At 68.0% G+C, this 10,531-nt stretch carries 12 protein-coding genes; 1 reads left to right on the top strand and 11 read right to left on the bottom strand.

Annotation, left to right across the window (positions count from 1 at the left end):
* On the bottom strand, positions 1-229 hold a 229-nt coding region (locus E0L93_RS16270; protein ID WP_132689492.1), incomplete at its 3' end, for an extracellular solute-binding protein.
* Positions 230-280: 51 nt separating this feature from the next.
* Complete coding sequence (locus tag E0L93_RS16265; RefSeq protein ID WP_132689489.1) at positions 281-550, bottom strand: twin-arginine translocation signal domain-containing protein; 270 nt, start codon at positions 548-550, stop codon at positions 281-283.
* Between the two features lie 131 nt (positions 551-681).
* Here E0L93_RS16265 and E0L93_RS05255 point away from each other — a divergent pair, with 131 nt between their 5' ends.
* The gene (locus E0L93_RS05255; protein ID WP_132689487.1) at positions 682-1,827 is read left to right on the top strand and encodes an MFS transporter; all 1,146 of its coding nucleotides are present in this window, start codon (positions 682-684) and stop codon (positions 1,825-1,827) included.
* Here the strand turns inward: E0L93_RS05255 and E0L93_RS05250 are convergent.
* The 9 genes from E0L93_RS05250 to E0L93_RS05215 all read right to left on the bottom strand — a co-directional run bounded on the left by E0L93_RS05250 (position 1,824) and on the right by E0L93_RS05215 (position 10,517).
* Positions 1,824-2,696, bottom strand: coding sequence for a DMT family transporter (locus E0L93_RS05250; protein ID WP_132689484.1), 873 nt, complete (start codon positions 2,694-2,696; stop codon positions 1,824-1,826). The genes E0L93_RS05255 and E0L93_RS05250 overlap by 4 nt on opposite strands.
* An 85-nt stretch (positions 2,697-2,781) precedes the next feature.
* Positions 2,782-4,314: a sodium:solute symporter family protein gene (locus tag E0L93_RS05245; protein WP_132689481.1), complete on the bottom strand. Its 1,533-nt coding sequence runs from the start codon at positions 4,312-4,314 to the stop codon at positions 2,782-2,784.
* Complete coding sequence (locus E0L93_RS05240) at positions 4,315-4,500, bottom strand: DUF3311 domain-containing protein (protein ID WP_243638119.1); 186 nt, start codon at positions 4,498-4,500, stop codon at positions 4,315-4,317. It abuts the gene before it with no gap.
* A gap of 338 nt (positions 4,501-4,838) precedes the next feature.
* Positions 4,839-5,129 (bottom strand): Dabb family protein, encoded by a 291-nt coding sequence (locus tag E0L93_RS05235; RefSeq protein ID WP_132689475.1) that lies wholly within the window; start codon positions 5,127-5,129, stop codon positions 4,839-4,841.
* Positions 5,130-5,131: 2 nt separating this feature from the next.
* The gene (locus E0L93_RS05230) at positions 5,132-6,667 is read right to left on the bottom strand and encodes an amidase (protein ID WP_132689472.1); all 1,536 of its coding nucleotides are present in this window, start codon (positions 6,665-6,667) and stop codon (positions 5,132-5,134) included.
* An 83-nt stretch (positions 6,668-6,750) separates the two neighbouring features.
* Positions 6,751-6,921 carry a class II aldolase/adducin family protein gene (locus E0L93_RS15735; protein WP_165874178.1) on the bottom strand — a complete coding sequence of 57 codons (171 nt, stop codon included), beginning with the start codon at positions 6,919-6,921 and terminating at the stop codon, positions 6,751-6,753.
* Positions 6,922-7,057: 136 nt separating this feature from the next.
* Positions 7,058-7,417 (bottom strand): hypothetical protein, encoded by a 360-nt coding sequence (locus E0L93_RS05225; RefSeq protein WP_132689469.1) that lies wholly within the window; start codon positions 7,415-7,417, stop codon positions 7,058-7,060.
* Positions 7,418-7,484: 67 nt separating this feature from the next.
* Positions 7,485-10,157, bottom strand: a complete 2,673-nt coding sequence (ppdK, locus tag E0L93_RS05220) for a pyruvate, phosphate dikinase (RefSeq protein ID WP_132689466.1) — start codon at positions 10,155-10,157, stop codon at positions 7,485-7,487.
* Positions 10,158-10,232: 75 nt separating this feature from the next.
* Positions 10,233-10,517 carry an HPr family phosphocarrier protein gene (locus tag E0L93_RS05215; RefSeq protein ID WP_341539377.1) on the bottom strand — a complete coding sequence of 95 codons (285 nt, stop codon included), beginning with the start codon at positions 10,515-10,517 and terminating at the stop codon, positions 10,233-10,235.
* Between the last annotated feature and the right edge of the window lie 14 nt (positions 10,518-10,531).

Below are 10,531 nucleotides of genomic sequence, written 5' to 3'. Positions count from 1 at the left end.
CGTCCCAGGTTGTGGGCGGCTCCACCCCCGCCTCTTCGAGCAGGTCGGCCCTGTAGTAGAGCATGCCGGCGTCGGTGAACCAGGGCACTCCGTAGATTGCCCCCTCGTAGGTGTTGGACTGGATGGTGCCTTCGAGGAAGTCTCCCCGGTTGCCGAAGCGGTCCGAGAGGTCGACGATCCAGCCGTTGGCGGCGAACTGCGCGGGCCAGATCACATCCCCGCTAATCACGTCTATCTCGCCGCCGCCGGCCTGGAACTCGGTGCGCAGCTGGTCGAAGTACTAGCCGGTATCCGCGGGCATCTGCCGCCACTCGACCTGGATCTCCCCCTCGTGCTGCCGGTTGAAGCGGTCGATCAGCTCCTGCATCGTCCCGGACTCGTCCGGACCGAACGAGAAGGTGAGGGTGACGGGCCCCTCGCCGCCGTTACCGCCGCCGTTGCCCGCAGGCGTGCAGGCGGCGCTCCCCACCAGCGCGGCTCCGGCGAGCCCCGCGCCGCCGAGCTTCAGGAAGTCCCGGCGGCTGATCCTGCCCCTCCTCCTCCTGCCCATCTTGTCCTCCTCTTCCGGTGCGGAACGCCCGGCCAGAATGGCCCGTCTCCTCCAGAGAGGAATCTACTACCTTGCAACATCCGGGTCAACCATGGACGCTCCCGCACCCATCGGGTAGTATCCCCCTGCTCATGGCGCGGAAGGCTTACAGGGGCACCATCTTCACCCGGCAGGTACTGCTGCTGCTCTTCACCTCGCTTGCGGCCTTCTCCAGCTTCCAGCTCCTGCTCTCGGTGGTGCCGCTCTACGTGCGGGACGCGGGGGGCGGGAGTTCGGACGCCGGGCTGGCGACGATGGCGCTGATGCTGACGACCGTGGTCGTTCAGATCCAGATGCCCCGCATCCTGGGCCGCTTCGGCTACCGGCCCGCGCTCGCCGCCGGACTGCTCTTCCTGGGGCTTCCCACCTTCTTCTATCCCGCGGCCGAGAGCGTGCCCTCGATATTGCTGGTGACGCTGCTGAGGGGGGTGGGGTTCGGGATCACGACCGTCGTCTCGGCGGCGCTCATCGCCGAGCTCATCCCGGTCGAACGCCGCGGCGAGGGTATCGGGCTCTACGGCCTCGCCGCAGCCCTGCCGACGGTCTTCGGCCTGCCGTTCGGGATCTGGCTCGCCCAGAACACCGGGTACCCCGCGGTCTTCACCCTTGCGGCTGCGGCGCCGCTGCTCGGCATCGCGGCGGCACTCGGCATCCGGGCGGCTCCACCCTCCTCTCCGGGCGAAGACGGCCGGTTCCTGGCCGGGCTGCGGCGCGGCGCGCTCCTGAGACCGTTCGCGGTCTTCACGGCGACCACCGTTTCGACCGGCGTGGTGGTGACGTTCCTGCCCCTCGCCGCTCCCGGCGCAGCGGCCGCGGCGCTGCTCGTCCTCGGGCTCACCACCACCTTCGCGCGCTGGTGGGCGGGCCGGCTTGGCGACCGCTACGGCCCGCACCTGCTCCTGGCTCCGGGTCTCGCCGCCGCCGCGGCGGGTATGGTGGCGCTGGCGCAGTCCGGCCAGGCCCCCCTCCTGATAGGCGGAGCTGTGGTCTACGGCCTCGGGCTGGGGGCGCTCCAGAACGCGACGCTGGTCCTGATGATGAACCGCGTCAAGCGCAGCGAGTACGGGCTGGCCAGCACGCTGTGGAACGTGGCCTTCGACGCCGGGACGGGAGCGGGCGCGCTCGCCTTCGGGCTCGTGATCGAGGCCGCGGGGTTCTCACCGGCCTTCTACCTGACGGGCGCGCTGCTGCTCGCGGCGATGGCCCTGGTGCGCCTAGATATGCGGCGGGCTCCCTAGCCCTTGGCGGGACGGCGGTTGACCAGGTAGATCCCGGTCACGATGCAGGCCGCGCCGAGCAGCAGGGAGAGCTCGACGGGCTCGTTCAGGAAGAGGGCTCCGAGGATCACGGAGACCAGCGGCACGAAGAAGGCGTAGGCGGAGACGCGGCTGGCCTCGCCGGCCCGCACCAGCCAGAGCCAGAGCATCCAGGCCACCGAGCAGCCCAGCACGCCCGTATGAAAGAGGCTGAAGAGGAAGGCTCCGGTCCACTCTATCCCGCTCCACGGCTCAACCGCGAGCCCGGCGAGCAGCAACACGACTCCGCCGGTCATGAACGACCCGGCGACGAACCAGAGCATCGAGACCCGTGCCTGCACCCGCTTGAAGTACACCGTTCCGGCCGCCCAGGCGAGCGCCGCCAGGACGCCGACCAGGATCCCGGCGAACGAGAAGCCGCCGTTCAGGCTCCCGGCGCTGATGGCGACGACCCCGGCGAAGCCCAGCAACAGCCCGGCAACCTTCGGGACGGAGAGAGGTTCGGCGAGCCAGAGCCAGGCCATGACCCCTACCAGGATGGGCTGCAGGTAGACCAGGACGGCCGCTAGCCCGCTCGTCAGGTACTCGACGGCGAACGTCTGCAGCCCGATGAACAGGATCACGTTGAAGAGCGCCGAGACGAGGAGCATCGGCCACGTCCGCTTCAGTTCCGGCGCCCCGCCCCACACTGAGGCGGCCGCTACGAGCACGAAGCCGCCGACAAGGGTCCGGACGCCCGCGAAGAGCACCGGCGGGGAGTAGTCCAGTCCCACCTTGATGAACGAGAACGCCGAGCCCCAGATAAGGACCAAGGCAGCGAACGCCGCCACCGTTCGCCAGGAGACAGCCACTCCGTAAGACCTTCTCTCTCAAACGCCGGACCAGATAACCAATGGAGAGATCGTAGCGGAACCCGCCCGAAGGTCAAGGCAGAGTCTAACCCGCTCCGGCGGGCCTGGAAGCGCGGCGCTCGATCTTCTGCAGCGGGACCTTCGAGTCCTCCACGAAGCGGTCCACGTGCTCCTTCTCCATCGGCCGGGTCGCGAGGCTCACGCCGACCAGCAGCGCGGTGTTGACCATAAGGCCCAGTATCCCGGCGTGGATGTCGAAGAGCGGCGGGGCGAGGAAGGAGTAGTAGAGCATCACCAGCGTGCCGGAGATAAGCCCGGCGTAAGCGCCCGCCGTCGTTGCCCGCCGCCAGAAGAAGAGCGCGACCACCAGCGGCAGGAGCTGCACGATAGCCCCGTAAGCCCCGAGCAGCAGGGCGACCAGCGTCGCCGGATTGAAGAGCGCCAGCACGAACGAGGTGAGCGAGATCAGGACCACAAAGACCCGCGTCAGCCACACCAGCCGGCGCTCCAGGGTCGCCGAGGCCGGCGGGTCGAAGAGCCGCACGTAGATGTCCCGGACCACGATCGAGGCCGCCGTATGGGCGAGGTTGGCCCCGGTGGACATCGCCGCCGCCAGCGCTCCGGAGAGCAGGACGCCGACCAGCCACGGCGAGATGCCGGACATCATCACCAGCTCCAGCAGCACGCTGTCCGGGTTGGCGAGCGGCTCGTCCCGGAAGATCAGCACCCCGGCGAAGCCCACGAACATCAGCGGGACGAGCAGGTATCCGTAGAGCGGGTAGATGATGATCGTCTTCTTTATCGTTTTCTCGCTGTTTGCGCCGTACGCCTTGTTGAAGAGGTGCGGCCACATGATGAAGCCTAAAGCGCTCACCAGAACGGCGGTAGAGAAGGCTACCGGGGACATGGCCCCTTCATGGCCGGGTATGGTCAGGTACTCCGGAGCCTCGGCGGCGATGCGGCCGAACATCTCCCCCACCCCGCCGTAGAACTCGCGCGTGATGGCGATCCCGATCACCCACGCCACGATTACCATGAGCATGCCCTGGATCACGGCCGTCCACCCGATGCCCCGCAGCCCGCTGGCAACCACGTAGATGGTCACGATCAGGAACGCCACGAAGCCTCCGAGCCAGAAGGGGATGTTGCCCTCGGTGGCCGCCTCAAAGAGGAAGCCCGCGCCGGTGATCTGGATCGTCAGGTACGGCACGAACGCCCCGATGCTGACCAGGGCTATGATCGCCGAGAGCGCCTTGCTCTTGAAGCGGTCGGAGATCAGCTCCGCCTGGGTCAGGTACCCGTACTTCTTGCCCAGCCGGGCGGTCTTGGGGCCGATGACCCACCACGGCAGAAGCCCCAGCGCCAGGTACCCGATGATGTACAGACCCGGAGCCCCCTGGCTGTAGGCCCAGCCCGGCCCGCCGAGGAACGCGAAGGCGCTGAAGATCTCGGCTCCCATGATGAAGAACAAAATGAAGAGCCCCAGGCTCCGGCCGTGCGCCACGTACTGCTCCAGGGTCGAGCCGGTCTCCCGCGTGCGGGCCCGCAGCCCTACGTACAGGACGAAGAGCAGGTACGAGAACGTTATCCCCGAGACGATCACCCAGTCCGGCACCATCTACTCGTCCTCCCCCGCATACTCCCACAGGTAGGTCACCAGACACCCCACGAAGACCATGAACACCCACAGCACGTGCCAGAAAAAGAAGAACGGCATCCCGAACACCACCGGCTCTATCCTGTTCGCAAGCCCCGCCACCGGCCAGATCAGGGCCAGCGTGCAGATCAGGAAGTATGCTCCCATTACGTAAGCGATTCTTCGGGTGCGGCCCCTCCGGCGTTCGCCGTGCCCATTATTCATCTGTCCCCCCTGAAAGCGCCTGCCGGGCAAGGACCAACATAACGCTCTGGACGTTACCCGTCAACACAGACCTTTTCGCTCAGCGCAGCAGGAAGCGCCGGCATCCGGCCAGCGGAGAGCAGGAGGAGCTGTGAGCCCAGACTGCCTGCCGGAGGTGCCGAACACGCGGCCGGACCTTTAGGCGGGCAGAAGCGGCGGCCGGTGAAGGCTTCCCTTCCACCAGCACTTCCCCAAGCTAGGCCGAAGAGCTCCTCAAGGAGGAGGCCTCCGGCTGGCCGGGCTCAGGTCTCGTAGTCCACCACGATGCGGCCGGTCGTGAGCCGGTCGAGCTTCTCGACCACGGCCAGGTGCTCGGAGTGGTTCATGTAGTTGTCCAGCGCCTGCCGGTTCTCGAACCGGGCGAAGAGCCCGTGCGTGTAGCCGCCGGATCTGGGGCTGAAGTTCTCCCCGGCCGTCAGGTCCACGACGCCGGGCACCTTCTCCTTCAGCGCCCGGATGGAGTCCAGCAGGTCCTCCACCTCCTCCTCTGAGGCGTGCGGCTCGACGGTGAAGAAGACCAGGTGATCTACCATGCCTACCTCCCTCCTCCGGGTCGCACGGTGTAACCGCTCGCCTGCTCGAAGGCGCGCGCGGCGCGCAGCACGGTCGCCTCCTCCCAGCGGCGGCCCACCAGCATCAGGCCCACCGGCAGACCGTCCGAGAGGCCGCAGGGCACGTTCATCGCCGGGTGCCCGGAGACGTCGAACGGGGCGGTGTTCGGGATCATCTCCAGGGCGCGGGCCACGACCTCCTCCCGCGGCGCGTCCGGCGGGGGTATGGGAGTAGCCTTCATCGGGAGGGTCGGCATCGCCAGCAGGTCCACCTCGCTCAGGGCCTCGTCGTAGGCGGCGGTGAGCCTGCGGGCCAGATTCTGCGCCTTGGCGTAGTAGCGGCCGTGGTAGGCGTCCTGCATGTACTGGCCGAGCAGCACCACGAGCTTGACCGTATCGGAGAGGTCGCCACCGCGCGTGATCCTGCCGCGGGCATAGGCGTCCAGCAGCGAGGTGGTGTAGTGCCCCGTCCAGTTGGTGCCCATGCTGTTGCCCCGGACCATCAGCGCCGTCGCCCCTTCGACCGCGATGGCGTTCCAGATGTGGATGCCGTCCCGGTGCATGGGGATCGAGACCTCCCCCACCTTCGCCCCGATCTCCCCGAACTTCCGGACCGCCTCGCGCACCATCCGGTCCACATCCTCCTCAGAGACGCCCGGCCAGCCGAAGCCCTCGGGCACGACCCCGACGCGCAGGCCCTCCGCACCGCCCTCCAGCGCGCCGGTGTAGTCTCCGACCTGCACGTCTCTCTGGCGCGGATCTAGCCCGTCCTCCCCCGCTATCGCCGCGAGCAGCAGCGCCACGTCCTCGACCGTAGCGGCGATGGGCCCGGTGTGGTCCAGCGTGAGCTCTATCGGGAAGATCCCGGTGTAGGGCACCAGCCCGCGCGTGGGCTTGAGGCCGTAGGCCCCGCACCAGGAGCTGGGGATACGGATGGAGCCGCCCTGGTCCCCGCCGATGGCCATGTCCACCTCTCCGGCGGCGACGAGCGCCGCGCTCCCGCTGGAAGACCCGCCCGCCGAGCGCGAGGGGTCGTGCGGGTTGAGGACGGGCCCCGTATCGCTCGTGTGGCTGCCGCCCGAGAAGCAGAGGTGCTCGCAGACGGCCTTGCCCGCGATCTCACCGCCCGCATCCAGGATGCGCGTGACGATGGTCGCGTCCGTCTCGGGCACGTACCCCTCCAGGACGGAGCTGCCGTTCATCATCGGAACCCCGGCGACGCACACGTTGTCCTTTACCGCTACGCGCTTGCCGGAGAGCGGGCCGCTCTGCGCCCCCTTCACGGAGCACTTCCAGTACCAGGCGCCCAGGGCGTTCTCATCCGGACCGGGCCGGTAGCCGCCGGAGCGCGGGTACTTCACCTCCGGCGCGGGCTCCGCCAGCTCGTCCAGCCGCGCATACGAGGCCAGCACCCCGCCCATCAGATCCCGGTAGGACTCCAGATCCGCATCCTCCAGACGCAGGTTGTACTCGTGCGCGATATCCCTCAGCTGCCCGATCGTCGGTCGCTTCGCCGCCACACTCGCTCCCTTCCCCTAAGGAAACACCGGCAGAACATGATTCTAGCATGGGCACGCTCCGGCCTCCCGCTATGGCCGCGGCCTCAGAGGTCTGCTCCGGCGTGAGCAGCACCGGCTACCCGGGTCCGGTAGCAGAGAGCGGCCATGGACCGGCGGTATCTCCCACCCAGGCAGGCCAGCGCCGGCGAGTACGGAGCGTGGGTGTCTACGATCCCGCCGACCTCGGGCCGGGAGCAGTAGATCCCGGTGTGCATCGGGGTTATGAGAGCGTGGCCGTCCGGGGTGCGGGCACTGACGTTGCCCGATGTGCCGGTGATGAGCCCCGACCGCTCATCGCACGCGCCGTCCGGACGATCTCCTCCCGAAGCTCTCCGTGCTTCAAGCTACCATCTAGGAGCTGCGTACTCTGCGAACGGCGGCGCGGGTGCGACAGCGCCGGTCTCGGTCGAAGGTGTAGACCCGGCCCACCTCGTCCAGAAGGCCGAAGGGCTTGCGCAGCGCCTTCCACGGCCAGAGCAGCAGGTGCGTGGGGCGGCGGATCGCCTCTCCGGCCAGCCGCATCGGTAGTCGGGCTGTGCGCTCGGCCACGTCACGCGCATAATCCGCGTAGATATGCGGCGAGTAGACTCCGGTAGCTCCGCAGCTGCGGCACCGGCTGGCGCGCAGATGGTCGGAGAGGTACAGAAGTTCGTGCTCTCCCTCGACCCCGCAGGTTGAGCAGGTGAGTATGGCGTCTTCCTCGACCCTCACGCGCGCTCCTCTTCCGGGTGACCGTAAGCCGACGCTCCAGGTCCGGCTATGCATATTCTACCGGAGATCATGCACCCCCGTCGTACATTCTCTCACCTCCATCGCGCCGCTCCGTCAGGGCTGCCCGGGCTGCGGCCAGGCGCGCCACCGGCACCCGGTAGGGCGAGCAGGAGACGTAGTCGAGGCCCACTCCCTGGAAGAAGCGGATGCTCTCGGGGTCGCCTCCGTGCTCGCCGCAGATGCCGAGCTTGAGGGAGGGTTTCGCCCCCCGCCCCAGCTCGCAGGCCATAGCTACTAGCCGCCCCACGCCCCTGCGGTCGAGGGTCTCGAAGGGGTTATTCTCGAAGATGCCCCGATGGAGGTACTCGGGCAGGAACTTGCCCTCGGCGTCGTCCCGGCTGAGCCCGCAGACGGTCTGGGTGAGATCGTTGGTCCCGAAGGAGAAGAAGTCGGCCTCTTGGGCTATCTCGTCGGCCACCGCGCACGCCCTCGGCAGCTCGATCATGGTGCCGATCTTGACGGAGTTCTCCTCGCCGAGTACCTCCTCGAGCACGGCCCCGGCCTGCCGGCGGGTCTCCTTGAGCTCTGCGGGGAAGCCGACGAGCGGTATCATGATCTCGACGACGGGGTTGCGGCCACGCTCCCCCAGGGACTTCACCGCCGCGGCGATAGCCCGCACCTGCATCCGGTAGATCTCCGGGCGCACGATCCCGAGCCTCACCCCCCTCAGGCCGAGCATGGGGTTCCTCTCTTCGAGGCTCTCCACGGCCTTCAGTTGCCGGCGCAGCCCGGAGATATCCTCCGGCGAGCCGCCACCGGCTTCGAGCCCGGCGATACTCTGCTTGAGCTTTTCGGAGCCGGGGAGGAACTCGTGCAGCGGGGGGTCCAGGAGCCGGACCGTGACGGGCAGGCCATCCATGGCCGCGAAGATCTCCTCGAAGTCGCCTCTCTGGAGGGGTTCGAGCCGGGCGAGCGCCGCGTCGAGGGCCGCCTCGTCTTCGGCCAGGATCACCTCCCGCATCACCTCCAGACGCCCCTCGTCCATGAACATGTGCTCGGTGCGGCACAGCCCGATGCCTTCGGCCCCGAACTCCCGGGCTTTCCTGGCGTCTTCGGGGGTGTCGGCGTTGGCCCTCACGCCCAGAGTCCTCACCTCGTCAGCCCAGCGCAGGATCTGCTCGAAATCCTCGTTCGTTTCCGCTTCTACGAGCGGTACCTCGCCCGCGATCACCCGCCCCGTGCTCCCCTCGATGGTGATGGTCTCCCCGGCCCGGAACGTCCGGCCTGCGAGCCGGATCTCCCCCGCTCCGGGGTCCACCTCAAGCTCCTTGCAGCCGGTCACCGCGGGCTTGCCCAGGCCCCGGGCCACCACCGCCGCGTGGCTGGTCATGCCTCCGAGGGCGGTGAGCACGCCCCTCGCGCGTATCATGCCGTGTACGTCGTCGGGGTTGGTCTCCCTCCTGATCAGGATCACGGCCTCCCCCACCTCCCCCAGGCGTTCGGCCTCGTCGGCGTCGAGCACGATCCTGCCCACAGCCGCCCCGGGAGAGGCCGGGAGTCCCCGGGCCAGGACCTCCAGCCGGGCTTCAGGGTCTATGTGCGGGTGCAGGAGCTGGTTGAGCCCCTTGGGGTCGATGCGCAGGAGGGCTTCATCCCGGGAGATCAAACCCTCCTCGGCCATCTCGCGCGCTATCTTCAGCGCTGCCCGCGCCGTGCGCTTGCCGCTGCGCGTCTGGAGCATGTAGAGCCGGTCACGCTCCACGGTAAACTCTATGTCCTGCATGTCCTTGTACTCACGCTCCAGAGCCTGCATCACCCTCAGCAGCTCCCCGTAGGCCCGGGGCAGGACCTCCTCCATCTCCGCAAGCGGCTTCGGGGTGCGGATGCCGGCCACCACGTCCTCCCCCTGGGCGTTCAGGAGGAACTCCCCGAAGATCCCCTGCTCGCCGGTGGCCGGGTTGCGGGTGAAGGCCACGCCGGTGGCCGAAGTTTCCCCCATGTTCCCGAAGACCATGGCCTGTACGGTGACCGCCGTTCCCAGGTCGTCGGGGATGCCGAACTCCCTGCGGTATGCTCTGGCTCGCTCGTTGTCCCAGGAGTCGAAGACGGCTTTCACGGCCCGCTCCAACTGCTCCTCGGGGTCTTGCGGGAACGGGCGGCCCGTCGCTTCCTCCACGATGCCCTTGAAGGCGCGCACCAGGCCCTTCAGGTCCTCTGCCGAAAGCTCCTGGTCCTGCTCGACCCCGCGCTCCCTCTTGAGGTCATCGAGCGCCTCCTCGAAGCTGTGCGCCCTCACCTTCAGCACGATCTCGCCGAACATCTGGACGAAGCGCCGGTAGCAATCGTAGGCGAAGCGCGCATCCCCCGTCCTCTCGGCCAGCCCCTCTACCGTGGCGTCGTTCAGACCGAGGTTCAGCACGGTGTCCATCATTCCCGGCATCGAGACTGCAGCCCCGCTCCTGACCGAGACCAGCAGCGGGTTCTCGGGGTCGCCGAGGCACTTGCCGGTCTCGCCTTCGAGCCACCGGAGATGGACTGCGACCTCCTGCATGAGCCCCTCGGGGAGCTCGCCGGTGCGCATGTATGTGCGGCAGGCTTCGGTGGTGATGATGAAACCCGGCGGCACCGGCAGCCCCAGGCGGCTCATCTCCGCAAGACCGGCCCCCTTCCCGCCGAGGAGGTCCTTCATCTCCTTCGACCCCTCCGGGAGCCTGTAGACCGATTTGCCGGTATCTGATATGGCTCGCTCCTTTATTTACACAGTCTACTCCAAAAGCCCGGGGCTCCGGGCTCGCCGGAGTGCAGGATCTCCGGGTCAGGCGTCTTCTTGCGGCTCGTGCTCGTCGGCCGAGATGAGCTCCACCAGGGCGTCGACGGCCTGCCGGGCGTCCTCTCCCTCGGCCCGGATGATGACCCTGTCCCCCTTCTTCGCTCCCAAGGTCATGACCTTGAGCGAGCTCTTGGCGTTGGCCTCCCTCCCGTCCTTTACGACCACGATCTCCGAGGAGAACCTTCTTGCGGTCTTGACAAACCGCGCCGCCGGGCGGGCGTGCAGCCCCTCTTCAGGTCCCACTCGCGTCTCCCTCTCCACCACGGTCATCACCTCCAGACAGT

The sequence above is a fragment of the Rubrobacter taiwanensis genome (genome assembly GCF_004337705.1).
Classification (GTDB): domain Bacteria; phylum Actinomycetota; class Rubrobacteria; order Rubrobacterales; family Rubrobacteraceae; genus Rubrobacter_C; species Rubrobacter_C taiwanensis.
This window is presented reverse-complemented; position numbering and strand designations above follow the sequence as displayed.

Excerpts from the sequence above, each read along its gene's own strand:
- E0L93_RS16265 (WP_132689489.1), bottom strand. The coding sequence starts at position 550 with ATGGGCAGGAGGAGGAGGGGCAGGATCAGCCGCCGGGACTTCCTGAAG.
- E0L93_RS05215 (WP_341539377.1), bottom strand. The coding sequence starts at position 10,517 with ATGACCGTGGTGGAGAGGGAGACGCGAGTGGGACCTGAAGAGGGGCTG.
- E0L93_RS05240 (WP_243638119.1), bottom strand. The coding sequence starts at position 4,500 with ATGGGAGCATACTTCCTGATCTGCACGCTGGCCCTGATCTGGCCGGTG.
- E0L93_RS05255 (WP_132689487.1), top strand. The coding sequence starts at position 682 with ATGGCGCGGAAGGCTTACAGGGGCACCATCTTCACCCGGCAGGTACTG.
- E0L93_RS05245 (WP_132689481.1), bottom strand. The coding sequence starts at position 4,314 with ATGGTGCCGGACTGGGTGATCGTCTCGGGGATAACGTTCTCGTACCTG.
- E0L93_RS15735 (WP_165874178.1), bottom strand. The coding sequence starts at position 6,921 with ATGCACACCGGGATCTACTGCTCCCGGCCCGAGGTCGGCGGGATCGTA.
- E0L93_RS05235 (WP_132689475.1), bottom strand. The coding sequence starts at position 5,129 with ATGGTAGATCACCTGGTCTTCTTCACCGTCGAGCCGCACGCCTCAGAG.